The following is a 25,162-nucleotide window of genomic DNA, read 5'->3' as shown; positions in this document are numbered from 1 at the left end:
CGCTCAGCTGTCCCGGTCGGCGGGACGCGCGCCAGTGGCGTCGGCCCGGTCGGTGCGAACGGCGGACGGAGCGTCCGCCGGCTCGTCGTCGCTCGGCGCGAGGTCGTCGGCGGCCGCGTCGCCGGACGGCTCGCCGTCATCCGGCCCGGAGTCGTCGTCCGCCGGCGGTACGACGCCGGTGTCCTGCCAGGCCGCGTACTGCTCCTCGCTCACCACCCGGTAGCCCTCCGGCGCGGCGGCCCGCGCGGGGGTCTCCCGCTCGGAGAGGTCGACCTGGGACAGGTCGGACGTGGGGGGCGGGGTCGTCGTCCCCGCCGGGCCGAGTGGGATCAGGTAGTCCCGAGGGCCACGCACCCGTACGAAGTAGATCAGGGCGCCGAGGAAGACCAGTGCGGCGGTCCAGACGTTGAGCCGGACGCCGAAGATCTGGTTGGCCTCGTCGGTGCGCATCAGCTCGATCCAGAACCGGCCGACGGTGTAACCCATCACGTAGAGCGCGAACGCCCGGCCCCGGCCCAGCTTGAACCGGCGGTCGAGGACGAGGACCAGAGCGGCGACGCCGATGTTCCACAGCAACTCGTAGAGAAAAGTGGGCTGGTAGAGGCCCGGTTCGAGGATCGGCTGTCCGGCGTCGTCGCGGAGGGCGTGCCCGGGGTTGTCCGGGTCCATCCGGTGGATCTCCAGACCCCACGGCACTGTCGTCCGGCCACCGAAGAGCTCGTTGTTGAACCAGTTGCCGAGCCGGCCGACGGCCTGGGCCAGCGGCAGCCCGGGGGCCAACGCGTCAGCCACCACGCCGAACGGAATGCCGAGCTGTCGGGCCGCGATCCAGGCACCGACCGCGCCACCGGCGACCGCGCCCCAGATGCCGAGACCGCCCTCCCAGATGGCGAACGCCTTCATCGGATCACCACCGGCCCCGAAATATTTCTCGGGTGAGGTGATCACGTGGTAGATCCGGGCGCCGATGATGCCGGCGGGCACCGCCCAGACGGCGATGTCGAGCACCGCGCCGGGCGCGACGCCGCGCTGCCGCAGCCGGCGCTCCGTCACCCAGCAGGCCAGCACGATGCCGGCGATGATGCAGAGCGCGTAGGCCCGGATCGGCACCGGCCCGAGCTGCCAGACCGCGGTGCTGGGGCTGGGCAGGGCCGCCTGGGGGGAGAGCGAGGCGAGGGTCACGGGTGCACACGCTACCGCTGCACACCCCCGCAGCGGCACCCCGGGCCGCCGGAGGGCGCATCCCGGTGACTTCTGGTTTGCGCCGCCGTAGGCTCTTTGTCCATGAGCGCGCTCACCTGGGCGGTCGCCGCGGTCGTCACCGACGACACCGGTCGGGTGCTGCTCTGCCAGCAGGGTCGGGGGGACCGCCGCCACGCGTTGCCCGGTGGGCGGCTGCGCCCGGCCGAGAGCCCGGTGCGGGCGGCGCTACGGGACATTCGCGCGGAGACCGGCTGGGACATCGAGCTGACCGGCCTGGTCGGCATCTACCAGGTGAGCCGCCCTTCGGGGGAGGCCGCCGCCGGACGCGCCGGCCCGCTGCCGGACGTCCTCGTGCACGTGTTCCGGGCCCGCGCCGCCGGGGTCCAACCCGCCACCGACCCACCGCCGGGCTGCCGACTGTCCTGGCACTCCCCCGACGCGCTGCCCGCGGTGGTCACCCCGCTCACCCGAGCCGCCGTCACCGACGTGACCGACGGCCGCTTCGGCGTACTCCGCGACATCGACTGTGCGCCCGGCACCGTCACCACCGCGTCGCTGCCGACGGCCCGCCCAGCCGAGGACGGCCGGCCGACGGCCGACCAGGAGACGCGGTGCCCCGGGCCGGGTTGAGCCGGGCTGGGCGACGCGGGCTCAGCGGGTGGGGTTACGAACGCCCTCGGCGAGTTCGGCGCTGAGCGTGCGAAGGGCGGCCAGCCCGTCGGCCTCGGTGGGCGCGTCAAGCACACACCGGACCAGCGCGCTGCCCACGATCACCCCATCGGCGTAACCAGCGACGGTGCCGGCCTGCGCGCCGGTACCCACACCCAGGCCGACGCCGATCGGCAGGTCGGTGACCGCGCGGGCCCGGGAGACCAGCGTCGGGGCGGCGTCGGAGGTACGCGCCCGGGCGCCGGTCACACCCATCACGGCGGTCGCGTAGACGAAGCCGCGGCAGTGCTGCACCGTCATCGCCAGCCGAGCGTCGGTGGACGACGGCGAGACCAGGAACGTGCGGTCCAGCCCGTGCGCGTCCGAGGCGGCCAGCCACTCGTCGGCCTCGTCAGGGATGAGGTCCGGGGTGATCAGACCGGTGCCGCCGGCGGAGGCCAGGTCACGGGCGAAGACGTCCACGCCGTACCGCTCGACCGGATTCCAGTAGGTCATGGTGACCACTGGGGCGCCGGTGGCCGCCACCGCCTCGATGATGCGCATCGTGTCCGCGGTGCGTACGCCACCGGCCAGCGCGATGTCGCTGGCCCGCTGGATCACCGGCCCGTCCATCACCGGGTCCGAGTAGGGGATCTCCACCTCGATCACGTCGACCCCGGCCTCGACCATGGCGGTCATCGCGGCGATGCTGCCCTCGACGGTGGGGAAACCGGCCGGCATGCAGCCGACCAGCAGTGCCCGTCCGTCGGCGCGGGCCTTGTCGAAGGCCACCCCGATCCGGCTCATCTCACCGCTCCTTGTCGAGGATGCCGAAGTAGTCGCCGGCGGTGTGCACGTCCTTGTCGCCCCGCCCGGAGAGGTTGACCACGATGGTGGGCTCCCGGCCCAGCTCCGCGGCGAGCTTCGGAGCCAGCGCGACGGTGCCGGCGAGCGCGTGCGCGCTCTCGATCGCCGGGATGATGCCCTCGGTACGGCAGAGCAGCTCGAACGCGGCCATCGCCTCGTCGTCGGTGACCGGCAGGTAGTTCGCCCGGCCGGTGTCGTGCAGCCACGCGTGCTCCGGCCCGACGCCCGGGTAGTCCAGGCCAGCGGAGATCGAGTGCGACTCCAGGGTCTGCCCGTCGGCGTCCTGGAGCACGAAGGTGCGGGTGCCGTGCAGCACCCCGGCCGACCCGCCGGTGATGCTCGCCGCATGCCGGCCGGTGGCCACCCCGTCGCCACCGGCTTCGAAGCCGTACAGCCGAACGGCCTCGTCGCCCACGAACGCGTGGAAGATGCCCAACGCGTTGGAGCCGCCGCCGACGCAGGCGGTGACGGCGTCCGGCAACCCGCCGGTGAGGTCCAGGCACTGCTGACGGGCCTCGTCACCGATGCCCCGGACGAAGTCGCGCACCATCGCCGGGAACGGGTGCGGGCCCGCGGCGGTGCCGATCAGGTAGTGCGTCTCGTCGACGTTCGCCACCCAGTCGCGCATCGCCTCGTTCATCGCGTCCTTGAGGGTGCGCGAGCCGTTGGTGACCGGGACGACCGTCGCGCCGAGCATCCGCATCCGGGCCACGTTGAGCGCCTGCCGCTCGGTGTCGACCTCGCCCATGTAGACCACACACTCGAGGTCGAACAGGGCGGCGGCGGTCGCGGTGGCGACACCGTGCTGGCCGGCGCCGGTCTCCGCGATCACCCGGGTCTTGCCCATCCGCTTGGTGAGCAGCGCCTGGCCGAGCACGTTGCGCACCTTGTGCGCACCCGTGTGGTTGAGGTCCTCGCGCTTGAGCAACACCCGCGCGCCGACCTTCGCGGAGAACCGCCGGGCCTCGTAGAGCAGCGACGGCGTGCCGGCGTAGTCGCGCAACAGCGCGCCGAACTCCGCCCGGAAGGACTCGTCCTCCATCGCCGTACGCCACGCCCCGTCGAGCTCGTCCAACGCGGCCACCAGGGCCTCGGGAACGAACCGACCGCCGAAGCGGCCGAAGTGGCCGGCGGAGTCGGGCTGCGGGCCGGCCACCGGGGCCAGCGCGTCGGCGCTCATCGGGAATCCTCTCGGTGGGACGTCAGCCCGGCGCCGGGTCAGCGCACCGGCCGGGGCGTTGCCGGGTGGTTGCCGGCGTTGACCAACTCGGCGACCGCCTCGCGGGGGCTCTTCTGGGTGACCAGGCCCTCGCCCACGAGGACCGCGTCGGCGCCCGCGGAGGCGTACCGGATCAGGTCGTGCGGGCCACGAACGCCAGATTCGGCGATCTTGACGACGCTGCTGGGCAGGCCGGGCGCGATCCGCTCGAACACCGACCGGTCGACCTCCAGGGTACGCAGGTCACGGGCGTTGACCCCGATCACCTGCGCGCCGGCCTCCAACGCGCGGTCGGCCTCTTCCTCGTCGTGCACCTCGACCAGAGCGGTCATGCCCAGCGACTCGATCCGCTCCAGCAGGCCCATCAGGACGTTCTGCTCGAGTGCGGCGACGATCAGCAGAACCAGGTCGGCGCCGTGCGCGCGGGCCTCGTGGATCTGATAGCTGGAGACCACGAAGTCCTTACGCAGCACCGGCACGGTGACCGCCGCACGGACGGCCGCAAGGTCGTCCAGCGAACCGCCGAACCAGCGCCCCTCGGTCAGCACGCTGATCGCCCGCGCCCCACCGGCCGCGTAGTCGACGGCGAGGTCGGCCGGATCGGCGATCTCGGCCAGCCGGCCCTTGGACGGCGACGAACGCTTCACCTCGGCGATCACGGCCACGCCGGGCTTGCGCAGCGCCGCGTACGCGTCCATGGGCGGCGGCGCCGCCGCTGCCAGTTCACGGATCCGCTCCAGCGGAACCTGCTCCTGGCGTCGGGCGACGTCTTCACGCACGCCGGCCAGAATCTCGTCGAGCACGCTTACGGACGCTGCCTGGCCGGCCTCGTCCCCCTCCGCGTGCGCATGCTCAGCAGTCACGAACGGACTCCCCTCTCCGGGCGTCATGGGCCGATGCTAGGGGCAGCCGACCGACGCCGAATGCCGGGGGTATGGCGCTGCTCACGAAAAGGGCTGCGGCATAATGGCCGACTTGCCGTGAAGGGGTTGTCACGCAGCGCCACCTCCGGTATCGATCACCGTCACGCGGTATGGAGCCCGGCGGCCACGGTCAGACCGCGGCCGATCCATCGATCATGCCACCAGTTACCGCGCGGCGCGCGACAGCAACGACGCCAGTCGATGTTGTGAGCAAGCTCAAGGTTTGCCGGACGGTCCTGGTCACGGCCGAGGCGAGACAGTTGACCGGGCGGTCACCGCGGCGAAACGTCGACGGGTGAGCATCGTCCTCAGGCAGACTCGATGGCGCGCCTGCCCCGACCGTCGCAACTCCTCGCGCGAGGTGATCATGAGCATTTCCGAGCCGCACCCGACCATCGGACTGACCACGATCTCGCGGACGGTGGCATCGCTCGCCGTCGGCGTGGTGCACACCGTGGAACGGGCCGTGGTGGGCGAGGGACGGATGCGGACAGCACGGGGCAACGCCTGGGAAGCGGTCTGCGCCGACCGGGCCCGCGCCGACCAGCGTGCCGAACTCAACCGCCTGGTCGAAGAGCTGACCGCCGCCCGCGCCGCCAGTAGCCGCACCCAGTGGGAGCGCCAGCCGGTCGGCTGACGCCCTCCGCGTCAGTCGGCCGTCGGGTCCTCGCCCCGGTCCAGCGCGTCCCACGCCTCGGTGGTCCGACGCCCCGCCAACGGCGTCGCTGGCCCGGTCGGGTCGCTCTGCGCCGGCGCGTCCTGCGGCGCGCTCCGCGCCGGACGCTCGTACCGGGCGCCCATCGCCGGCCAGTCACCGCCACGCACCGCCGTCCACCAGCCTCCACCGGCGGCCAACAGACCGCCGAGCAGGCACAGCGCCGGCCACTGCCGGCTCACAACGCCGCTCACGTCGGCCACCAGCCCGTACCCGCCGCCGGCCGCCACGGCCAGACCGAGTACGCCGAGCAGCGCCCCGAGCACCCGACGCAGGCGGCCCCGGGTGGCCAGCACCGCGCCACCCCCGGCCAGGGTCACCAGGGCCAACGCCGGCAGCCAGGGCAGCAGGCTCGCACCGCTGCGGGTGTCGCGCACCGGCGGCAGCGGCGCCGGACGTACCGTCAGCTCGACCGACCAACCGCGCGTTGCGGCCCACAGCGCCAGGCCCGCGCCGGCCAGGCAGAGCAGCACGGCGTACGTCAACGCGCGCCGGCCCACGACGGACCGCTCCCCGCCGCTCACGAGCTCATCCCATCGTCAGCGACTGCCAGGCACCACTTCGCCGCCGCGCTCACCGAGCCGGCCGGAGGGTTTCGGCGGCTGCGATCGCGGCCAGCACGGCCGCCGCCTTGTTCCGCGTCTCCTGGTCCTCGGCGGCCGGGTCCGAGTCGGCGACCACCCCCGCCCCGGCCTGGACGTAGGCGCGGCCGTCGCGGATGAGCGCGGTCCGGATGGCGATCGCCATGTCCAGGTCGCCGCCGAAGCCGAAGTAGCCGACGGTGCCGCCGTAGAGGCCACGACGGACCGGCTCCAACTCCTCGATGATCTCCATGGCGCGTACCTTGGGCGCCCCCGAGAGCGTGCCGGCCGGGAAGGTAGCGGCCAACGCGTCGAAGGCACTCTGGTCGTCACGCAGCGTGCCCGTGACGGTGGAGACGATGTGCATCACGTGGCTGTAGCGCTCGATGGTGGCGAACTCGGGCACCTCCACGCTGCCGGGCTGACAGACCCGACCCAGGTCGTTGCGGCCGAGGTCGACAAGCATCACGTGCTCGGCTCGTTCCTTCGGGTCGGCGAGCAGCTCGGCGGCGAGGGCGGCGTCGGCCGCGGGGGTGCCGCCCCGCGGCCGGGTGCCGGCGATCGGGTGCAACAACGCCCGCCGTTGCCCGTCCGCGGCCCCGGTGACCTTCAGGTGCGCCTCCGGGGACGAGCCGACGATGTCGAACCCGTCAAAGCGCAGCAGGTACATGTACGGGCTGGGGTTGCTGGTGCGCAGCACCCGGTAGACGTCCAGCGGGTCGGCGTGGGTCGTCCGCTCGAAGCGCTGGGAGAGCACGATCTGGAAGCACTCACCGGCCCTGATCGCCTCCTTGGCCGCGTCCACCGCCTTCGGGTAGCCGCCGTCGGGCGTACGGCAGAGCACCTCGCCGGCCGGCGGTCGCTCGACCGTGGAGATCATCGGCGGGATGGGCCGGGACAGCGCCGTGGTCATCGCATCCAACCGGCCCACCGCGTGGTGGTAGGCGGCGGCGACCTGCGAGGCGCGGTCCGGTGCGTCCAATGGCGGCAGCACCGCGTTGGCGACCAGGATCGCTGAGCCGTCGTAGTGGTCGAGCACCACCAGGTCGGTGGCGAGCATCATGCCCAGCTCCGGGACGCCCAGGTCGTCCTCGGTCAGCTCAGGCAACCGCTCGAAGCGCCGGATCAGGTCGTAGCCGAGGTAGCCGACCATGCCACCGGTCAGCGGCGGCAGACCGTCGGACGGGTCCCCGACCGGGCCGGCCAGCGCCGCCACCGTCTCCCGCAGCATCCGCACCGGGTCACCCTCGGTGCTCAGCCCGGCCGGCGGCTGGCCGAGCCAGGTCGCCACGCCGTCGCGCGCAATCAGGGTGGCGCTGCTGCGTACGCCGATGAACGAGTACCGCGACCAGGCCATGCCGGCCGAGCCCACACCCTGCTCGGCCGATTCCAACAGGAACGTGCCCGGTCCACCAGCCAACTTCCGGTAGACCCCGACCGGGGTCTCCGCGTCGGCCAGCAGCCGCCGGGTGACCGGTACCACCCGCCAGTCGGCGGCCAGCTCGGTGAAGGTGGCCAGGTCGGGGCTGACGGTGCCGTCGGTCATGGCAGTGCCTCCGGAGTAGAGACGGGCAGCTCGGTGAAGAAGCAGGTCCGGTGGCCGGTGTGGCAGGCCGCGCCGACCTGGTCCACGCTCACCAGCAGCGCGTCCCCGTCGCAGTCCAGGGCGACCGACCGCACGTACTGGTGGTGCCCGGAGGTGGCGCCCTTGACCCAGTATTCGCGGCGGCTGCGCGACCAGTAGGTGGCCCGGCCGGTGGTGAGGGTGCGGTGCAACGCCTCGTCGTCCATCCAGGCGACCATCAGCACCTCACCGGAGTCGTGCGCGCGCACCACGGCGGCGACCAGACCGTCGGCGGTGCGGCGCAACTGGGCCGCGATGGCCGGGTCGAGCCGGGACGGGCGCGCCGTCGCGGGCGCGGCCAGCTCGTTCGGATCGCTGGGAACGCCGGTCACCGGCGGATCAGGTACGGGCACAGTCACGAATTCTCCCGCACGCGGCGCGGGCACCGCCGACCGCTCCCGCCCCTGCTGCGGCGAAGACCCCGAGAGCCAGGGCTGCGACGAGGGCTGAGGCTGCGACGAGGGCCCGGACTGCGACAGGGGTCCGGACTGCGACGAGGGCCCGGCTGGCCGGGCCAGCTGGGCGACGTAGCGGTCCAGCCGGCCGTCGACCAGGGCGGCGGCCAGGTCCGCGCCGGCCCTGTCGGCGATCTCCTCGGCGTACGGCCTGATCAACGGCAGCGTGCCGGCGACCAGCCGTACGGCGGCGGCCCAGAGCTGCCCGGTCGCGCCCGGGCGCAGCCCGAGGCAGAGCACCATGTCGGTCCGGTAGCCGGGTGGCGCCACCGGCAGTTCCAGGGCCGCCGCGAAGGCCGCCCGGCGGGAGTGGACCCGCACGGACGGGTTGGCCGGCCGCAGGACCGAGGGGCAGAGCCGCGCCAGGTCGGCGACGGCGAGCCGGACCCCGAGACGGTCGCTGGCCGCGCGGGCGGCGGCGGCCTTACCCAGCGTGGCGATCATCTCTTCCAGTCGGGGCGGCTCGGCGGGCTGGCAGAGCACCGGCAGGTCGATCCGGGGCCGCCAGTGCGGGTCGGCCCAGAGCAGCCGTGCCGGCGCGGTGACCGGCAGCCCGAAGGCCCAGTCGGCCGGTTCGCCCAGACGGTGCACCCAGGACCGGATGTCCCGGGCGGCCACCGATACGTGAGTGACCTGGCCTGCGGACTCGTCCAGGTAGGCCCGGCGGGCCGCGTACGGGGCACCGCCGACCAACACGTCGAGGTCGACGTCGCTGTGCGCGGTGGCGGCGCGGCGGGCGTGGCTGCCGCGCAACAGGATGCCGACCACCGGCCGCTCAGCGGCCTGCCGCAACCGCACGGCCCAATCCTCAAGAAAACCGCTATCCGGTAACGGAGCGTGACCCACCGCGCCATCGTGCCGTACGTCCGATCGGCGCGCAATGCCCGTTGGCGGACTTCCTGTCCGGCCCGGAGCCTACTGCCCGTTCTCACGCTCCGCGCGACGGTTGGGCCGGACGTCGGCGCGGGCGTTGCGCCCGGCGCGGGATTTCATCTAGCGTTGAGTTCAACAGGTGATGAGTTTCTGTGGAGGTGCGTGATGGACGATGCGATAGCCGTCCGAGACCTGGTCGTGGACCGGGGTGGGCGGCGGGTGCTGGACAGCATCAGCTGCCGGGTCCCGCGCGGCGCGGTCACCGGGCTGCTCGGCCCCAGTGGCAGTGGCAAGACCACGTTCATGCGGGCGGTGGTCGGGGTGCAGCTGGTCAGTGGCGGGACGGTCACCGTGCTCGGTCAACCGGCGGGCACTCCCGCGCTGCGGCACCGGGTGGGCTACCTGACCCAGGCACCGAGCGTCTACGCCGACCTGACCGTCCGGGAGAACGCCCGCTACTTCGCGGCCCTGTACGGGCGAGGGCGCGCCGAGGCCGACCGGGCGATCAGTGACGTCGGGCTGGCCGAGGCCGCCGGTCAACTGGTCGGCACCCTCTCCGGTGGTCAACGCAGCCGAGCCTCGCTGGCGTGTGCCCTGGTCGGGGAGCCCGAGCTGGTCATCCTCGACGAGCCGACCGTCGGCCAGGACCCGGTGCTGCGGGCCGATCTGTGGGCCCGGTTCCACGCGATGGCCGCCGCCGGCACCACCCTGCTGGTGTCCAGCCACGTGATGGACGAGGCGGCACGCTGCGACCAACTGCTGCTGATCCGCCAGGGGCGGTTGATCGCCGACGACAGTCCCGCCGCGATCCGCGCCGCCGCCGGTGTGGACGACCTCGACGAGGCGTTCCTGCGGCTTATCCGGGCGGGCGAGGCCGCCTCCACCAGCACCGACGCGGCAGCCGCACGGGAGACAGCATGAACGCGCGAATTCTCGCCGCCACCACCGGGCGCATCCTCCGTCAGCTCCGGCACGACCGGCGGACCATCGCGCTGCTCGTGGTGGTGCCGGCCGTCCTGCTCACCCTGGTCTACTTCATGTACGCCGACCAACCGACCCCGCCCGGCCAACCCACCACCTTCGACCGGATCGCGCTGGTGATGCTCGGCATCTTCCCCTTCGTGATCATGTTTCTGGTGACCAGCATCGCCATGTTGCGGGAACGCACCTCGGGCACGCTGGAGCGGCTGCTCACCACGCCGCTGGGCAAGCTCGATCTGCTCTTCGGGTACGGCATCGCGTTCGGGCTGGCCGCCGCCGTGCAGGCCGCCGTCGCCGCCGCGGTGGCGTACTGGATCTTCGATCTGGAGACCGCCGGCAGCATCGGGCTGGTACTCGGGATCGCCGTGCTCGACGCCGTGCTCGGCGTCGCCCTCGGGCTGCTCTGCAGTGCCTTCGCGCGCACCGAGTTCCAAGCAGTACAGTTCCTGCCAGTCGTGGTGGTCCCCCAACTGCTGCTCTGCGGGCTGTTCGTGGCCCGTGACCAGATGGCCGGCTGGCTCCAGGCGCTCAGCGACGCCTTCCCCCTGTCGTACGCCATCGAGGCGTTGCAGGAGGTCGGCGCCCACGCCGAACCGACCGGCCGGATGTGGCGCGACGTCGCCGTGGTTCTCGGCGCGGTGGTGCTGGCGCTGGTGCTCGCGGCGGCCACCCTGCGCCGACGCAGCGGCTGACCGCCAGCGCCGGGGGGCGGCGGCCGGCGCGGCAGCCGACCCCGGCGTGGCCGGGCCGGCACGACGGGCCGAGGCGGACGAACGAAGGGCGGCGATGACGCGGCGGACCGGCCGGCGACCCGGCAACCCGGGCACCCGGGAGGCGATTCTCGACGCGGCGCGGACGGCGTTCGCCGAACGTGGTTACGACGCCGCCTCGATCCGGGGCATCGCCGGCACGGCGCAGGTCGACCCGGCGCTCGTGCACCACTACTTCGGCAGCAAGGACCAGCTCTTCCTTGCCGCGATGAACTTTCCGGTCGACCCCGGTCAGCTGGTGCCGAGGGTGCTCGCCGGCGACCGGGACGCCGTCGGTGAGCGGATGGTGCGCATCTTCCTCGGCGTCTGGGACTCCCCGGCCGGCAGCGCCGCACAGGCGTTGCTGCGCTCCGCGGTGAGCAACGAGTGGACTGCTCGACTGCTGCGCGAATTCGTCACCACCCAGGTGCTGCGTCGGGTGTTGGAGAATCTCGACGTCGACCCGGTCGAGCTACCGCTGCGGGGCTCCCTGGTGGCCACCCAGATGATCGGCCTGGCCATGATGCGGCACGTGGTGCGCCTTGAGCCGGTCGCCTCGGCGGACCCGGAAACCCTGGTGGCCGCGATCGGCCCCACGATCCAGCGCTACCTCACCGGCCCGCTGCCAACCTGACCCGACAACGCCCCGCTCAACCTCGAACACCCCCGCGATCTTGCACTTTCTGTCCCGACCAAAGGGACACACCACGCGTAACGACAACCCAAACTGCAAGATCGGCGCGAGCCTGGGGTGGGGCGCGGGTGCGGAGGGCGGGGGGCGGGGCGGTTAGTGCGGGGGGCGGGCGTTGACGGTTGGTTGTAGCGGTGGGAGCAGCTGCGGCAGGTCGGCTGGGTCGGTCACCGGGCCCGGGAAGGCCAGCCGGACCCGACGCCGGGCGCCGGGTCGGCCGAGGGCCACCACCAGCCCGTAGCGGTCGATGCGCACCACCCGGGGCGGCCCGTCCGGGGTCTGCTCGGTCAACCCGAGCTGCTGGCGCAGGTACTCCGTCACCTGGGCGCCGTGGCACTCGGCGAGGTCGGCGAGCAGCCGGGCCTCGACCGGGTGCACCGGGTCCGGCTCGGCCTCGGCGTACTCCACCGGGTCGATCCGGTGCACGACGCCGGCCCGCTCCCAGCGAACCTCGACCACCTCGAAGCGGAACAGCCGGAACCGGGTGCCCAGGTCGAGCAGGTCGCCGGTCGGCTCGACCGCGGCGAACTCGACCGCCGCGTGGCGGGCCTCGTCACCGCGCAGCTCGGCCGCCCAGCCGGACACCCAGGCGCGACCCAGGCCGGGCGCACCGGCGGCGGGCGGCAGGTCGAGCACGTCGAGCACGACAGCGACGTCGCTGCCCCCGGCGGCCGGTTGCAGGGCGGCGGCCAGGTGGCTGGCCACCGGCACCAGCAGCAGCACCCGCCCGTCCGAGTCGGTGACGTGCCGGGCGTGGTGCGGGCCCGGCCGGTGGGCCAGGTGCACGAGGCCGGGCAGGCGGCCGGCGACGAGGGTACGAACGATCTCGGCGGAGTTGGGCCGCATGGGCGCGACCTCCTTCGAAGGTTAGGCTTACCTAAGCCGGAGCCTAGAGCACCCGCCCGCCTGCGTCCACCACACCGCCGCACCTCACCGGGTCTGCTCCAGCCAGGAGGCGTAGAGCAGGCCGTACACCGAGTCGGCGTCACGAACCAGCTCGTCGTGCGGGCCGCGCTGCACCACCCGACCCCGGTCCACCACGATCACCTCGTCGGCAGCCTGCGCCGTGGAGAGCCGGTGCGCGATGGCCAGAGTGGTCCGACCCCGGGTCACCGCGTCCAGCGTCCGTTGCAGCCGCACCTCGGTCGCCGGGTCCACCGCGCTGGTCGCCTCGTCGAGCACCAGCAGGTCCGGGTCGGCCACGTACGCGCGGGCCAAAGCGACAAGCTGCCGCTCCCCGACGCTGAGCGCCTCACCGCGCTCCCCGACCGGGGTGTCCAGGCCCGCCGGCAGACCCTCCAGCCAGTCCGACAGGCCCAGCTCGGTGAATGCGGCGCTCAACTGCTCGTCGGTCAACTCTGGACGGGCGAACCGAACGTTGTCCCCCACCGTCGCGTCGAAGAGGAACCCGTCCTGCGGCACCATCACCACACGGGAGCGCAGCGAGCCGAACCGGACGTCGGTCAGCGGCACCCCGGACAACAGCACCGCCCCGGCCGACGGGTCCATCAGCCGGGTCAGCAACTTGGCGAACGTGGTCTTGCCGCTGCCGGTCTCACCGACCACCGCCACCCGACTCTTCGCCGGGATCTCCAGATCGATGTCGTGCAGCACCGGCGGACCACCCGGATAGGCGAACCGCACACCGGCGAACCGGATGTCCAGCGGCCCGCCCGGCAGCTCCCGCCCCTGTTCCCCCGGGTCAGCCACGTCCGGGGCGACGTCCAGCACGTCCAGCACCCGACGCCACCCGGCGATCGCGTTCTGCGCCTCGTTGAGCACCTCGGTGGCTATCTGCACCGGCTGGATGAAGAGCGTCACCAGGAAGAGGAACGCCGTCAGCTGGCCGATCGACAGCGTGCCGTCCACCCCCAGCAGCACGCCGAGCACCACCACGCCGGCCAGCGCCAACCCTGCCGCCAACTCCCCGACCGAGCTGCCCACGATGCTGATCCGGATCGCCCGCTGCTGGGCCAGTCGCTGGCTGTCGATCGCCTCGTCCAACCGTCGCTCGGTGCGCCCGGCGATCCCGTACGCCCGGATCACCGGCGCGCCCACCACGCTCTCGCCGATCGCGCCGAGCAACGTCCCGGTGCGTTGACGCACCGTCGCGTACGCGCCGCCGAGGCGACGTTGCAACTGCCGGATGACGAACACCGCCGGCAGGAACGCGGCCAGCACCACAAGTGTCAACTGCCAGGAGTACGCCAGCATGACGGCTGTGGTGACCACCAGCTGACCGAGGTTGACCAGCAGGATCACCCCGCCCCACTGGAGGAACTGGGTGATCTGGTCCACGTCGCTGGTGACCCGCGAGACCAGCGAACCGCGTCGCTCCGACTGCTGGTGCAGCATCGACAGGTCGTGCACGTGACGGAACGCGCGCGTCCGGACGTTGGCCAGCGCCGTCTCGCTGACAGTGAACAGCCGGCGCATCATCAGGTAGCCGCAGATCGTGGTGACCGTCAGGATCGCCGCGGTGACGGCCACCACCGTCCACACCACGTTCAGGTTCAGACCACCGACCAGGCCCCGGTCGATGCCCTGCTGCACGGCGACCGGCACGGCGACCCGACCCACCATGTAGACCAACGCCAGGGCCAACGTGCCGGCCAGACCGATCCGTAGCTCCGGGGAGAGCGCCAGGCCCCGACGCAGCGTCTGCCAGGTCGTCTCCTGCCGGGCCTCCGGCTCATCCTTGTTCACCGTTGACGTCACCGGGCACGCCTTTCGTTCGCGACTGCGGGGCTCCGCTTCGCTGCACTCCTCGCGCTCACCGGGCACGCCTTTCGTTCGCGACTACGGGGCTCCGCTTCGCTGCACTCCTCGCGCTCACCGGTCCACCTCGATCTCCAGGCCCGACGGCAGCGGCGCCACGTCGTCGCCGTAGGAACTTTCCTGTGCCCGCTCCACCTCGGCCTGCTCGTAGGCGGTGACCAGGTCGACGTAGCCGGGCACGGTGGCCAACAACTCGCTGTGGGTGCCCCGGGCGACCACCCGTCCCTGCTCCACGTAGATGACCTCGTCGGCGAGCGCGATGGTGGCCCGGCGGTACGCCACCACCAGGATCGACGCGGCGGGAACGCCCGACTGCGTGGTCGAGGACCGCAGCCCTGCCAGGATGGCCGCCTCCACTCGCGGGTCGACAGCGCTCGTCGCGTCGTCGAGCACCAGCAGGCGCGGTCGACCGGCCAGTGCGCGGGCCAGGGTGAGCCGCTGCCGCTGACCGCCGGAGAGCGAGGTGCCCCGCTCGCCGACCATGGTGTCCAGACCGTCGGGCAGCGCGGCGACGAAACCGTCCGCCTCGGCCAGCCGCAGCGCCGCCCAGACCACCTCGTCGTCGACACCGGGACGGTCGAGGGCGATGTTGGCGCGGACCGTGTCGTCGAAGATGAAGGGCACCTGGGCGACCAGGGCCACAGTGCCGGCCAACGACGCGGAGGTCAGCTCGCGCACGTCCACGCCGTCCAGGCTGACGGTGCCGGAGTCCGGGTCGACGAGACGCACCGCCAGCGATGCGATGGTGGACTTGCCGGCGCCGGTGGGCCCCACCAGGGCCACCGTCCGACCGGACGGCACCGTGAAGCCGACTTCGCCGAGGACCTGCGCTCCGGGCGGGTGCGCTTCGGCCGGCGGGTAGGAGTAGTGCACGTCGGTGAAGGTGAGGGTGGCCGGGCCGGCGCCGTCCGGGTCGAGCACCCGCTGCCCGTACGGCATCTCGCCGGTAGCGTCGAGCACCCGGCGCACCCGGTCCCAGCCGGCGACGCTGCGCGGCAGCTCGGCCAGCACCCAACCGATGGCCCGCACCGGGAAGGCCAGCACGGTGAAGAGGAAGGCCACGCTGACCAGCTCGGTCACGCTGATCGCGCCCTGGCGCAACCGGAACGCCCCGACCACCAGTACGGCCAGGGTGCCGAGGCTGGGCAGCGTCTCCAGCAGCGGGTCGAAGATGCCGCGCAGCCGGCCGACCGCGATCAGCGAGTCACGCAGCTCGCCGGCGCAGCCCGCGAACCGGGCGGTCTCCTGGGCCTCGCGGCCCATCGTCTTGACCACCAGGGCACCGTCGAAGCTCTCGTGGGCGATGCCACTGACCTCGGCGCGCAGGCGCTGCGCCCGGGCCTGCCGGGGGGCCATCCGCCGGGAGTAGACGACGTTGAGCGCGAACAGGGCGGGAAAGACCGCGAGCCCGACCAGGGCGAGCGCCCAGTCGGTGGCGAAGAGCGACACGATCGCGCCGACCAGCATCACCAACGTGCCGACGGCGAACGGCAGCGGCGCGATCGGGTACCAGGCCGCCTCCACGTCGGAGTTGGCGTTGGACAGCAGGGTGCCGGTGGAGTTGCGGTGGTGCCAGGACAGCGGCAGCTCCAGGTACCGACGGGTCACCCTGCGGCGGTAGGAGGCCTGGAGGCGGTACTGCATGTAGCCGGCGCCGAGCCGGCGGCCGACGATGCCCGCCACCCGCAGCACGCTGATCCCGAACAACGCGGCCGCGGCCAGCGCCAGGGCGCCGGCGCCCACCTCGCCGCGTTCGATGGCCGGAAGCGCCACCTCACCGATGACCGACCCGACGACCCGGGCGCTGACAATGATCATCCCGCCGAAGAGCACGCTGCCGACGACCGCCACCGAAAAGATCCGCGGCTGCTCACGGATCGCCTGCCGCAGGACGCCCAGCCCTCGACTGAGAACGTCCCGACTTGTCTTGCTCGCCACGCTCTCCCCCGCCGTAAGCCGCAATTATCTCCCTCATCCTTACCGCTTGGGGCCAGTGCCGCCGACCCTGACTGCATATGTCGACCATCACGTACCGGACGGCGGCGTGCCGCAGGTGCCGACCGGCGTCCGCCGCCGCGCGCCGACGGTCCACCGGGCCTACGATCGGGCCATGCCGCGGTACGCCCGAGCCGAGCGCGAGGCGCTGGCCGATCTTCTACTGGCCCTCGGGCCGGACGCCCCTACTGTCAACGAGGGCTGGGCGACCCGCGACCTCGCCGCGCATCTGGTGCTGCGGGAGCGCCGTCCGGACGCGGCGGGTGGCATCGTGCTGCCGCCGCTGCGCGGCTATTCCGAGCGGGTCCGTCGACGACTCGCCGCACGGCCCTACCCCGAGTTGGTGGCACAGGTGCGCCGACCGCCGCTGTGGAGCCCGGTCAGCAATCCGCTGACCGACGAGGTGGCCAACACGATGGAGTTCTTCATCCATCACGAGGACGTGCGGCGGGCCGGCTCCGGGTGGCAGCCGCGCGATCTGTCCACCGGCCTACAGGGCGCTCTCTGGAAACGCGCGGCCCCGATGGCCCGGCTGGCACTGCGGCGTTTTCCGGCGGACCTCTACGTGCAGGCGCCCGGCCACGGGGAGGTCTCCCTCGGTCGCGGTGGGGAGCCACTGCGCCTGGTCGGGGCCCCGGCCGAGCTGGTGCTGTTCTTCTCCGGCCGACAACGGGTGGCCCGGGTCCAGCTGAACGGCTCGGCGGAGGCGGCTCGGCGACTGCGGTCCGCCGACCTGGGAATGTGACTGCCTGTACGTAAACGGTCACCAAGCGAGTGTGGAGTTCCCCACACCCAGCGAAACATGCAGATACTTCCTCCCGTACGCTTCACCGCGCCGCTCCGCGCCGGGCGGCACGGAGTGGGGGCTCACTGTGCGGGACTTCGCGATCTCGGCGCTACGGGAGCCCCCGTTTCCCACGGGACGCCACGGGGCCACCGACCAGGTAGCGGGCGAGAGCATCGACTGGGCGCGCACGTTCGGGCTGGTCGATTCCAGCCAACGGGCGCACCGCCTGGAACGGGCCGACGCCGCCGGACTGGCCGGCCGCGCCTGCCTGGACGGCTCGGTGGAGGGCCTGCGGCTGCTCACTGACCTGATCAGCTGGCTCTTCGTCATGGACGACGCCTGCGACGAGGACGGCCTCGGTGCCGACCCGGTCCGGCTGGGGCCGGCGATCAGCACACTGCTCGACGTGCTGGACCGGTGTGGTGACCCGTACGTCGCACCGCCCGCCGTCGGGCCACTGGGTGACGCGCTGCACGACCTCTGCCGCCGGACCCGACTGTACGATCACGCCGGGCTGCTGCTGCGGTTCGTCAGCCAGATGCGCGAGTACCTGTTGGCGCTGCTCTGGGAGGCGGGCAACCGGGAGCGTGGGCGGGTACCCGAGGTGGCGGAGTACGTGCAGCTACGCCGGCACATCGGGGGCGTGCATCCCTGCCTCACCCTGACCGACCTGGCGTCGACGCGGCCCACCGGGCCGACCCAGCGCGCCAACCCGGGGCTGGTTGCCCTGGACCTGCTGGCGGTGGACCTGGTCTGCTGGTGCAACGACCTCTTCTCCTACGGCAAGGAGAGCCAGGCCGGCCCGGACGCGCACAACCTCGTCACGGTGCTCGCCCAGGGCAGCGACGCGGACGAGATGACGGCGCTCCGGAGTGCGGCACACCGGTTCAACCAGGGCTTGGCGACGTACCTGGACGCGGAGGAGGCGCTGCGGACCACCGACGACGACGGGATCCGCGACGCCCTGGCCGCTCGGCGCAACTGGGTCCGGGCCACCTACGACTGGTCAGTGGTGGCTGCCCGGTACGCCTGATCGGCCGTACCGGTTGGTGAGATGGGCCGGCCGGACGATCACCAGGGCTAGCCGATGCACGGTGACAGGCAATACTGTTCGGTAACCATCATGACGTGACGACCGTCACGCCACCACCCCCGAAGGCGGCTACAGCGATGGCTCTCGATGTACCGTACCGCTCCATCCCGGACATGTTCCTCAAGCGTGTGGCGGCCACCCCCGACCGGCACGCGTTCGCGTCCCCGAACCCCGACGACTCGGGGCCTGCCTGGCTGACCTGGGCTCAGGTCGGTCAGCGCGCCAAGGCGGTCGCCGCCGGCCTGCACGGCCTGGGCGTCGGCCAGGAGGACCCGGTCGCGATCCTCGCCAACACCCGGCTGGAGTGGGTGATCGCCGACCTCGGCATCATGTGTGCCGGCGGCGCGACCACCACCGTCTACCCGACCACCGAGCCGGCCGACGCGACGTACATCATCGCCGACTCCGGGTCGAAGGTGCTGTTCGCGGAGAACCCGGCCCAGGCGGCGAAGATCGCCGGGGCGACCCTGCCCGCGCTCACCCACGTGGTGCTTCTCGACGGCGCCGCCGACCCGGACGCCGCTGTCGCGCAGTTGACGCTCGCCGACCTGGAGGAGCGCGGCACCCAGGCGCTGGCCGCCGAGCCGGAGCTGATCGACATGCTGGTGGCCGGCATCGGCCCGGACCACCTGGCCACCTTGATCTACACCTCCGGCACCACCGGCCAGCCCAAGGGCGTCGAGCTGCTGCACGGCGGCTGGTGCTGGGAGGCGGTGGCGCAGGCGGAGGTCGGGCTGCTGCGCGACGACGACCTGCAGTACCTGTGGCTGCCGCTGGCCCACTCGTTCGGCAAGACCCTGCTCTGCGGCGCCATCCACGTCGGCCTGCCCACCTACGTCGACGGGCGGGTGGACAAGCTGGTCGAGCTTCTCTCGGTCATCCGCCCGACGCTGATGTGCGGCGCTCCCCGGGTGTTCGAGAAGGTCTACAACAAGGCAGTGACCACCGCGCAGGGCGCCGGCGGCGCGAAGGCGAAGATCTTCGGCTGGGCCGTCGGCGTCGGCAAGGAGAAGATCGCCCTGGAGCAGGCCGGCAAGCCGGTGCCGGCCGGGTTGAAGGTGCGCTACGGGCTGGCCGAGAAGCTGGTGTTCAGCAAGCTCCAGGCCCGTCTGGGCGGCCGGATGCGGGTGCTGGTGTCCGGTGCCGCGCCGCTCAGCCCGGAGATCGCCACCTTCTTCGCCGCCGCGAACCTGCCGATCTCCGAGGGCTACGGCCTGACCGAGACCAGCGCGGGCAACTTCGTCAACCCGCCGGCCGGGCTGCGGATCGGCACCGTGGGCCGGGCCATGGGCGACCTGGAGTGCAAGATCGACACCGACGGGGAGATCCTGGTGCGGGGTCGGCCGGTGATGCGCGGCTACCACAACCTGCCGGAGGAGACCGCCGCCTCGTTCACCGAGGACGGCTTCTTCCGTACCGGTGACATCGGCACCCTGGACGAGCAGGGCTACCTCCGCATCACCGACCGCAAGAAGGACCTGGTCAAGACCTCGGGCGGCAAGTACATCGCCCCGTCGCACATCGAGGGCATGTTCAAGGCCATCTGCCCGTACACCTCGCAGGCAGTCGTTGTGGGTCAGGCCCGCAACTTCTGCACGATGCTCGTCACCCTGGACCCGGACGCCATCCGGGGCTGGGTCGCCGGCGGCCCGCTGGAGGGGCGCAGCTACACCGAGATCGTCGCGTCGGCTGAGGCCCAGACGATGGTCGAGGAGTACGTCGCCCAGCTCAACTCCAAGCTCAACCGCTGGGAGACCATCAAGAAGGTGGCCATTCTCCCGCGCGACCTGACGATCGAGGACGGCGAGATCACCCCGTCGTTGAAGATCAAGCGGCGTGGGGTGGAGAGCAACTTCGCCACCGAGATCGACAAGATGTACGCCGGCACCCTCGCCGAACTCTGAGCCGACAGTGGGTCCCGTGCCGGCCGGCGAGCCGGCACGGGACCTCACAGGTGGTGGCCCCGCCACCTGGTGTGTTCCTCCTCCGCGGCGAGCTGCTCCTCGAACGCCATCTGCCGGACCCCGGCCCGGCGCCGGGAGTCGACAACCGTCTGCGCCGCCACCGCCACCGCCGCGGCGAGGGCCAACATGGCCAAGGCGATCAGCTCGGGTAGCGACCCGGCAGCCGGCACCAGCGCAATCAGCAGCAGGATCCCGCCGATCGTGGGCCAGCGGGGGGCGCCGAGCATCCGCCGGCCGAGCACGATGAGCGCGAGCAGGTAGAGCGCGACCCCACCGTAGAGCGCCAGCAGGTCGAAGCTCGGCAGCGGAACGCCCCAGCTCGGTGTGGTGGGATCGGCGCCTTCGTGGATCAGCCCCTTGAGCCCGAGCGCGAACAGGATGACGCCGGCGATGACCGGCAGGTGCAGGTAGCTGTAGGCGTTCCGGGCCAGGATGGCGCGCGCGTCCGGGTCGCGGGTGCGGTGCAGGGTCTGTTCCATGCCGAGCGCCAGGGTGTCGAAGTACGCCCACCACATCGCGGCGGCCACCGCGATGCCGAGCACCGCGGCGATCAGCACCGGCCAGGTCAGCGGTAGACCAGTGGTTTCGCTGGGACTGAACCCGAGTGCGATGATGGCCTCGCCGAGGGCGATCAGGACGATCTGACCGTGCCGCTCCGCCCAGTGCCCGGCGGAGAGCACTGTCCACCCGGTGCCCCGCAGCGCGAGGCCGGCCCCGTACTCCACGCCGAGGGCCGCGAGCCAGCACAGCAGGCGGGCCACCGACTCGGCTGTTCCGTCGAAGAGCCGCTGCGGCAGCAGCCCGGCGACCACGATGAGGGCCGTGGCCACGATCGCCGGCAGGGCGAGCAGCTGCCAGCGTCGACGCACGTCGCGGTTCCGGCGGCCGATCCACAGGAAGATCACACTCTCGCTCACCCGGACGAGGAAGTAGCAGGTCGCGAAGACCAGCGGACCGAACAGCCCACCGGGACGGTCGGTGAACGCCTTCGGCAGACTCAGCGCCAGCACGAAGGCGGCGGCGATGGTGACGAAGCCGACCGCCGGGACGATCCCCTGGTCGGTACGGATCAGGTTGCCCAGCAGTGCGAACGCCGACCAGCACCACCAGAGCAGGGCCAGCAGCACCAGGCACTGGACCAGGCCACGGGCGGTCGGATTGCCGGCGGTGGCCGTGGTGACGTGCAGGAACGCGAAGACGAAGACCAGGTCGTAGAAGAGTTCCAGCGGGGTCGCCCGCGAGCCCGGCGCACTGCGGCGGACCCCGCGTGTCCCGCTGTCCTGGCCCACCAGGGGAGTCTGGCAGCCGAGCTGGGGCGGATGGCGCATTCCCGGCATAACGGTGCCAGCGGATGCCGCTGGTGGTTCGGCGCTGGCTCAGGCGATGACAGACGGCTCGCGCCACCGCTGGCGGCCGGCCCGGTCCAGGTCGTAGCGGATCGCCGCGAGACGCCCGACGGCCTCCACGAGGTCCGCGGCGGGCAGGGTGAAGGGCAGCCGCAGGAACCGCTCCATGGTGCCGTCCAGCCCGAACCGGGGGCCAGGGGCCAGCCGTACGCCGACCTCCTCCGCGGCCCGGGCCAGCGCGCTCGAGACCGGGCCGTCCAACTCGGCCCACAGCGTCACGCCACCCCGCGGCACGGTGACCCGCCACTCCGGCAGTTGGTGCGCCAGCGCGCCGAGCAGGGCGTCCCGCTGGACGGCCAACTGGACGCGGCGGTCGGCGACGATGGCCTCGGCGTGGGCGAGCAGGTGCACCGCGACCAGTTGGTCCAACACCGGGCTGGCCATGTCGACCCCGACCCGCACGGCGGCCAGCCGCTGCACCTGCGGCGCGGACGCGCGCACCCAGCCGATCCGCAGGCCACCCCAGTAGGGCTTGCTCATCCCGCCGATGCTGATCACCCGGCTGTGCCGGTCGTAGGTGGCGACCGGGGGTGGCACCTCGGTGCCGTCCATCGACAGGTCCACGAAGGACTCGTCGATGATCAGATCGGTGCCGACCGCGTGCGCGGCGGCCACCACGCGCTCGCGCAGCGAGGCGGGCATCAGGTGACCAGTCGGGTTCTGGAACTCGGGAATCAGGTAGGCGAGCTTGGGCCGGGTCTGTCGGAGAGTGCCCAGCAGCAGGTCGGGCTCCCAGCCGGCGTCGGCGGCCAGCCCGTGGGTGCTGATCCGGGCCCGACGGCCGGCCAGAGCGGCGAGGGCGTTGGGGTAGGTCGGGGACTCGACCAGCACGGTGCCGCCCGGGGTCAGGGCGAGCCGCAGCACCAGATCCAGTGCGTGCTGGGTGCCGCTGGTGACCATGATCTGGTCGGGCGAGGTGGGCAGACCCCGGGCGGTGTACGCGTCGGCCACCGCCTCGCGCAGCTCGATGACACCGGTCGGGTGGTAACCGGCCCCGCTCAGGTAGCGGGGCAGGTCCTCGGCGGCGGCCCGCGCGGCCGAGAGCAGTTGCGGCGGTGCGGCCAGCGCGGCGACGCCGAGGTCGAGCATCTCCCGGTCGTCCAGCGGGGTCCACAGGCCGGTGCTGGCCACCCGGTGGTTGCCGGGCAGCATCGTCCAACTGCCGGCGCCCCGCCGGCTGGCCAGGTGCCCGGTCTCGCGTAGCTGCCGGTAGGCGGCGGTCACCGTGGTCCGGCTGATCCGCAGCGCCTCGGCCAGCTCCCGTTCGGCCGGGAGGCGGACGCCCAGCGGCAGCCGGCCGTCGGCGAGGAGCCCGCGCACCGAGCCGGCCAGCGCGGCGTAGTCGGGGCTGCGGCGGCGGCCCGGCAGGGCATGCCACTGCCCGAGCAGACGGGCCAATTGGACACCGCGAACCTGCCCGCTCATAGCCACTCCTCGAATATTGGCATCTTCCTCGACGAGGATTGGCACCTAGGGTGGCACGCATGGCACTGCTTGGCAATCTGCGGCACCGGCCGGTTCGACGGTTGGTCCAGCTCTACCTCGGGCTCATTGTCTACGGCGTCAGCATGGCCCTGATGATCCGCTCCGGCCTGGGCCTCGACCCGTGGGACGTGTTCCACCAGGGGCTCTCCAAGCGGACCGGGCTCTCCTTCGGCACTGTCACCATCGCCGTCGGTGCGCTGGTCCTGCTGCTCTGGATCCCGCTGCGGCAGCGCCCCGGCCTCGGCACGGTCAGCAACGTCGTGGTGATCGGCCTGGTCGTGGACGCCACACTGGTCCTGCTGCCCGCGGGCGGGCCGCTCGGCGTCCGGATCGCGATGCTGGTCAGCGGGATCGTCGCCAACGGCGCCGCCACCGCTCTCTACCTCGGCGCCCGGTTGGGCCCCGGCCCCCGCGACGGTCTGATGACCGGGTACGTGGCCCGCCGACCCGGCCTGTCGATCCGACTGGTGCGTACCGTCATCGAGGTCACAGTGCTGGCGCTGGGCTGGCTGCTCGGCGGCACCGTCGGTCTGGGGACCGTCGCGTACGCACTGGCCATCGGTCCGTTGGCCCAGTTCTTCATCCCGCTGTTCGCCGTGCCGGAGGCCGCCGCACCGGTCACTGTCGCGCCCCCGCCGGGCGACTCCGCGCCGGCCGCCCCGGCCGGCTGAACCCTCACCGACCGTCCGCAAACCGGTACGTGGGGGTGGTACCGCGCACCGGTTCGCGGGTGGGTGTTCCCTTCCGCGACGCGCGCCGTCATCATCTGTGCATGGGGGAGAACGGTTGGCGCTGGAACGACGCCTGGATCTTCGTGTCGCTCGTCATCGCGAGCGGCGCCGGACGGCACCGTCGGTCGGCGACAAGCCGGCGGCCGGAGGGCGTCCGCCTGACCGACGTGCTCTCCACAGCCGACCACCTCAACCATGCGATTCCGCAGCGACACGAGGTGGAGGCCGCGGTCCAGCGGCTGGTCGGCGCCGGGCTGGTCAGCGTCGCCGACGGCTGGTTCCGGATCACCGCCGAGGGTGAGCAGCTGTGGCGTACCCGCCCCCGTGCGGGTGTAGCGACCACAGTGGACACCGTGCAGGGTGTGTTGACCCGCCGGCACGCGCCCGGCAGCGCGGACTGGATCCTGGACGAGGCCGACCACGCGGCCGCCGTCCAGGAGTACGCGGTCCGTTCGATTCCCACCCCGCGTCGGTCACCGGAGGGGCACTCCGGCGAGCGCTGAGCTGCTCAGCGCACCGGGTGGCCGCCGAGGCGCAGCGCGTCCTTGACCTCGGCGACGGTCAGCTCTCCGAAGTGGAAGACGCTGGCGGCGAGCACCGCGTCCGCGCCGGCGCCGATCGCCGGCGGAAAGTGGGCCACCTCACCGGCGCCCCCGCTGGCCACCACCGGCACGTCCACCACCGCGCGCACCGCGGCGATCAGTTCCAGGTCGAAGCCCGCCTTGGTGCCGTCGGCGTCCATCGAGTTGAGCAGGATCTCCCCCGCGCCCAACTCGGCGCCCCGGTGCGCCCACCACACGGCGTCGATGCCGGTGCCACGCCGACCCCCGTGGGTGGTGACCTCGAAGCCGCTGGGCGTGCCGCCGTTCGGCGACCGCCGCACGTCGAGGGAGAGCACGAGCACCTGCCTGCCGAACCGGTCGGCGATCTCGGCGAGCAGCTCCGGACGGGCGATGGCGGCGGTGTTCACGCCGACCTTGTCCGCACCGGCGCGCAGCAGCGTGTCCACGTCGGCGACCTGCCGGACGCCGCCGCCGACGGTCAGCGGGATGAACACCGACTCGGCGGTGCGGCGCACCACGTCGAGCATGGTGCCCCGGTCGCTGGAGGACGCCGTGACGTCGAGGAAGGTCAACTCGTCCGCGCCGGCACGGTCGTACGCGGCGGCCAGCTCCACCGGGTCGCCGGCGTCACGCAGGTCGAGGAAGTTGACCCCCTTGACCACCCGCCCGGCGTCCACGTCGAGACAGGGGATCACCCGTACCGCCACCGTCATGCCGCGAGCCTATCCTCCGCACGCGGCACGGCGGGGGGGCCCCGCGGGGGGACCCCCCCCCCCGAGGGCTTGGGGACAACACCCCCAGCCAAGTTACCGAGGTGTTGGGGCCCCCCAG

The 25,162-nt window shown here is 72.5% G+C and carries 23 protein-coding genes and 1 pseudogene; 10 read left to right on the top strand and 14 right to left on the bottom strand.

Features of this window, described 5'->3' with window-relative positions:
- Positions 1–3: 3 nt before the first annotated feature.
- Positions 4–1,182, bottom strand: a complete 1,179-nt coding sequence (gene lgt / locus AB0B48_RS06835) for a prolipoprotein diacylglyceryl transferase (protein WP_357196989.1) — start codon at positions 1,180–1,182, stop codon at positions 4–6.
- 102 nt (positions 1,183–1,284) lie between these two features.
- On the opposite strand from lgt, the gene AB0B48_RS06830 reads away from it, so the two are divergent.
- The gene (locus AB0B48_RS06830; protein ID WP_357196986.1) at positions 1,285–1,833 is read left to right on the top strand and encodes an NUDIX domain-containing protein; all 549 of its coding nucleotides are present in this window, start codon (positions 1,285–1,287) and stop codon (positions 1,831–1,833) included.
- A 21-nt stretch (positions 1,834–1,854) separates the two neighbouring features.
- Here the strand turns inward: AB0B48_RS06830 and trpA are convergent, their stop codons facing one another.
- Genes trpA through trpC form a run of 3 tightly spaced genes read right to left on the bottom strand, consistent with a single transcriptional unit; the run spans position 1,855 to position 4,740 of the window.
- Positions 1,855–2,658, bottom strand: coding sequence for a tryptophan synthase subunit alpha (gene trpA, locus AB0B48_RS06825; RefSeq protein WP_091407799.1), 804 nt, complete (start codon positions 2,656–2,658; stop codon positions 1,855–1,857).
- A 1-nt stretch (position 2,659) separates the two neighbouring features.
- The gene (gene trpB, locus AB0B48_RS06820; RefSeq protein WP_357196983.1) at positions 2,660–3,898 is read right to left on the bottom strand and encodes a tryptophan synthase subunit beta; all 1,239 of its coding nucleotides are present in this window, start codon (positions 3,896–3,898) and stop codon (positions 2,660–2,662) included.
- Positions 3,899–3,936: 38 nt separating this feature from the next.
- Complete coding sequence (trpC, locus tag AB0B48_RS06815; protein ID WP_030334428.1) at positions 3,937–4,740, bottom strand: indole-3-glycerol phosphate synthase TrpC; 804 nt, start codon at positions 4,738–4,740, stop codon at positions 3,937–3,939.
- Positions 4,741–5,227: 487 nt separating this feature from the next.
- Here trpC and AB0B48_RS06810 point away from each other — a divergent pair, with 487 nt between their 5' ends.
- Complete coding sequence (locus AB0B48_RS06810; RefSeq protein WP_357196980.1) at positions 5,228–5,497, top strand: hypothetical protein; 270 nt, start codon at positions 5,228–5,230, stop codon at positions 5,495–5,497.
- An 11-nt stretch (positions 5,498–5,508) separates the two neighbouring features.
- Here AB0B48_RS06810 and AB0B48_RS06805 read toward each other — a convergent pair whose 3' ends face one another.
- The 4 genes and pseudogenes from AB0B48_RS06805 to AB0B48_RS06790 all read right to left on the bottom strand — a co-directional run.
- Positions 5,509–6,099, bottom strand: coding sequence for a Trp biosynthesis-associated membrane protein (locus tag AB0B48_RS06805; protein ID WP_357196977.1), 591 nt, complete (start codon positions 6,097–6,099; stop codon positions 5,509–5,511).
- A gap of 49 nt (positions 6,100–6,148) precedes the next feature.
- The gene (locus AB0B48_RS06800) at positions 6,149–7,702 is read right to left on the bottom strand and encodes an anthranilate synthase component I (protein WP_355007639.1); all 1,554 of its coding nucleotides are present in this window, start codon (positions 7,700–7,702) and stop codon (positions 6,149–6,151) included.
- Entirely contained in the window at positions 7,699–8,112 is a 414-nt protein-coding gene (gene hisI / locus AB0B48_RS06795; protein ID WP_357197031.1) for a phosphoribosyl-AMP cyclohydrolase, read from the bottom strand. The genes AB0B48_RS06800 and hisI overlap by 4 nt, the downstream gene beginning before the upstream one ends.
- Before the next feature lie 282 nt (positions 8,113–8,394).
- Positions 8,395–8,679 (bottom strand): annotated as a pseudogene (locus tag AB0B48_RS06790) (phosphoribosyl-AMP cyclohydrolase); the annotation flags it as partial.
- Positions 8,680–9,273: 594 nt separating this feature from the next.
- Between AB0B48_RS06790 and AB0B48_RS06785 the strand changes: the two are divergent.
- The 3 genes from AB0B48_RS06785 (at position 9,274) to AB0B48_RS06775 (ending at position 11,472) form a co-directional block, all read left to right on the top strand.
- A complete protein-coding gene (locus AB0B48_RS06785) occupies positions 9,274–10,029 on the top strand; it encodes an ABC transporter ATP-binding protein (RefSeq protein WP_357196973.1) in 756 nt (251 codons plus the stop codon).
- A complete protein-coding gene (locus tag AB0B48_RS06780; protein ID WP_357196970.1) occupies positions 10,026–10,781 on the top strand; it encodes an ABC transporter permease in 756 nt (251 codons plus the stop codon). The genes AB0B48_RS06785 and AB0B48_RS06780 overlap by 4 nt, the downstream gene beginning before the upstream one ends.
- Before the next feature lie 94 nt (positions 10,782–10,875).
- Positions 10,876–11,472 (top strand): TetR family transcriptional regulator, encoded by a 597-nt coding sequence (locus AB0B48_RS06775; RefSeq protein WP_357196967.1) that lies wholly within the window; start codon positions 10,876–10,878, stop codon positions 11,470–11,472.
- Positions 11,473–11,625: 153 nt separating this feature from the next.
- Here the strand turns inward: AB0B48_RS06775 and AB0B48_RS06770 are convergent, their stop codons facing one another.
- The 3 genes from AB0B48_RS06770 to AB0B48_RS06760 form a co-directional block, all read right to left on the bottom strand.
- Positions 11,626–12,375: a DUF2470 domain-containing protein gene (locus AB0B48_RS06770; protein WP_357196964.1), complete on the bottom strand. Its 750-nt coding sequence runs from the start codon at positions 12,373–12,375 to the stop codon at positions 11,626–11,628.
- An 84-nt stretch (positions 12,376–12,459) separates the two neighbouring features.
- The gene (locus tag AB0B48_RS06765) at positions 12,460–14,247 is read right to left on the bottom strand and encodes an ABC transporter ATP-binding protein (RefSeq protein WP_357196961.1); all 1,788 of its coding nucleotides are present in this window, start codon (positions 14,245–14,247) and stop codon (positions 12,460–12,462) included.
- A gap of 114 nt (positions 14,248–14,361) precedes the next feature.
- Complete coding sequence (locus AB0B48_RS06760; RefSeq protein ID WP_357196958.1) at positions 14,362–16,245, bottom strand: ABC transporter ATP-binding protein; 1,884 nt, start codon at positions 16,243–16,245, stop codon at positions 14,362–14,364.
- Positions 16,246–16,417: 172 nt separating this feature from the next.
- Between AB0B48_RS06760 and AB0B48_RS06755 the strand changes: the two genes are divergently transcribed.
- From AB0B48_RS06755 to AB0B48_RS06745, 3 genes are all read left to right on the top strand, one after another.
- Positions 16,418–17,047 (top strand): TIGR03085 family metal-binding protein, encoded by a 630-nt coding sequence (locus AB0B48_RS06755; RefSeq protein WP_357196955.1) that lies wholly within the window; start codon positions 16,418–16,420, stop codon positions 17,045–17,047.
- A 127-nt stretch (positions 17,048–17,174) separates the two neighbouring features.
- Positions 17,175–18,122: a terpene synthase gene (locus AB0B48_RS06750; protein WP_357196952.1), complete on the top strand. Its 948-nt coding sequence runs from the start codon at positions 17,175–17,177 to the stop codon at positions 18,120–18,122.
- A 137-nt stretch (positions 18,123–18,259) separates the two neighbouring features.
- Complete coding sequence (locus AB0B48_RS06745; RefSeq protein WP_357196949.1) at positions 18,260–20,086, top strand: long-chain fatty acid--CoA ligase; 1,827 nt, start codon at positions 18,260–18,262, stop codon at positions 20,084–20,086.
- Between the two features lie 44 nt (positions 20,087–20,130).
- Here the strand turns inward: AB0B48_RS06745 and AB0B48_RS06740 are convergent, their stop codons facing one another.
- Together AB0B48_RS06740 and AB0B48_RS06735 are read right to left on the bottom strand one after the other, a co-directional pair.
- Positions 20,131–21,435, bottom strand: coding sequence for a low temperature requirement protein A (locus AB0B48_RS06740; RefSeq protein WP_357196946.1), 1,305 nt, complete (start codon positions 21,433–21,435; stop codon positions 20,131–20,133).
- A gap of 87 nt (positions 21,436–21,522) precedes the next feature.
- Positions 21,523–22,977, bottom strand: coding sequence for a PLP-dependent aminotransferase family protein (locus AB0B48_RS06735; RefSeq protein ID WP_357196943.1), 1,455 nt, complete (start codon positions 22,975–22,977; stop codon positions 21,523–21,525).
- 59 nt (positions 22,978–23,036) lie between these two features.
- On the opposite strand from AB0B48_RS06735, the gene AB0B48_RS06730 reads away from it, so the two are divergent.
- Together AB0B48_RS06730 and AB0B48_RS06725 are read left to right on the top strand one after the other, a co-directional pair.
- Positions 23,037–23,708, top strand: coding sequence for a hypothetical protein (locus AB0B48_RS06730; RefSeq protein ID WP_357196940.1), 672 nt, complete (start codon positions 23,037–23,039; stop codon positions 23,706–23,708).
- A 101-nt stretch (positions 23,709–23,809) separates the two neighbouring features.
- Positions 23,810–24,271 carry a hypothetical protein gene (locus tag AB0B48_RS06725; protein ID WP_357196937.1) on the top strand — a complete coding sequence of 154 codons (462 nt, stop codon included), beginning with the start codon at positions 23,810–23,812 and terminating at the stop codon, positions 24,269–24,271.
- A gap of 5 nt (positions 24,272–24,276) precedes the next feature.
- On the opposite strand, the gene hisF is transcribed toward AB0B48_RS06725, so the two are convergent.
- Complete coding sequence (hisF, locus tag AB0B48_RS06720; RefSeq protein WP_357196935.1) at positions 24,277–25,044, bottom strand: imidazole glycerol phosphate synthase subunit HisF; 768 nt, start codon at positions 25,042–25,044, stop codon at positions 24,277–24,279.
- Positions 25,045–25,162 lie beyond the last annotated feature (118 nt).

The organism is Micromonospora sp. NPDC049089, assembly GCF_040648775.1.
GTDB lineage: Bacteria > Actinomycetota > Actinomycetes > Mycobacteriales > Micromonosporaceae > Micromonospora.
This window is presented reverse-complemented; position numbering and strand designations above follow the sequence as displayed.

Coding starts and splice junctions, on each gene's coding strand:
- AB0B48_RS06830 (WP_357196986.1), top strand. CDS start 1,285: ATGAGCGCGCTCACCTGGGCGGTCGCCGCGGTCGTCACCGACGACACC.
- trpA (WP_091407799.1), bottom strand. CDS start 2,658: ATGAGCCGGATCGGGGTGGCCTTCGACAAGGCCCGCGCCGACGGACGG.
- trpB (WP_357196983.1), bottom strand. CDS start 3,898: ATGAGCGCCGACGCGCTGGCCCCGGTGGCCGGCCCGCAGCCCGACTCC.
- AB0B48_RS06810 (WP_357196980.1), top strand. CDS start 5,228: ATGAGCATTTCCGAGCCGCACCCGACCATCGGACTGACCACGATCTCG.
- AB0B48_RS06800 (WP_355007639.1), bottom strand. CDS start 7,702: ATGACCGACGGCACCGTCAGCCCCGACCTGGCCACCTTCACCGAGCTG.
- AB0B48_RS06785 (WP_357196973.1), top strand. CDS start 9,274: ATGGACGATGCGATAGCCGTCCGAGACCTGGTCGTGGACCGGGGTGGG.
- AB0B48_RS06780 (WP_357196970.1), top strand. CDS start 10,026: ATGAACGCGCGAATTCTCGCCGCCACCACCGGGCGCATCCTCCGTCAG.
- AB0B48_RS06775 (WP_357196967.1), top strand. CDS start 10,876: ATGACGCGGCGGACCGGCCGGCGACCCGGCAACCCGGGCACCCGGGAG.
- AB0B48_RS06770 (WP_357196964.1), bottom strand. CDS start 12,375: ATGCGGCCCAACTCCGCCGAGATCGTTCGTACCCTCGTCGCCGGCCGC.
- AB0B48_RS06755 (WP_357196955.1), top strand. CDS start 16,418: ATGCCGCGGTACGCCCGAGCCGAGCGCGAGGCGCTGGCCGATCTTCTA.
- AB0B48_RS06745 (WP_357196949.1), top strand. CDS start 18,260: ATGGCTCTCGATGTACCGTACCGCTCCATCCCGGACATGTTCCTCAAG.
- AB0B48_RS06735 (WP_357196943.1), bottom strand. CDS start 22,977: ATGAGCGGGCAGGTTCGCGGTGTCCAATTGGCCCGTCTGCTCGGGCAG.
- AB0B48_RS06730 (WP_357196940.1), top strand. CDS start 23,037: ATGGCACTGCTTGGCAATCTGCGGCACCGGCCGGTTCGACGGTTGGTC.
- AB0B48_RS06725 (WP_357196937.1), top strand. CDS start 23,810: ATGGGGGAGAACGGTTGGCGCTGGAACGACGCCTGGATCTTCGTGTCG.
- hisF (WP_357196935.1), bottom strand. CDS start 25,044: ATGACGGTGGCGGTACGGGTGATCCCCTGTCTCGACGTGGACGCCGGG.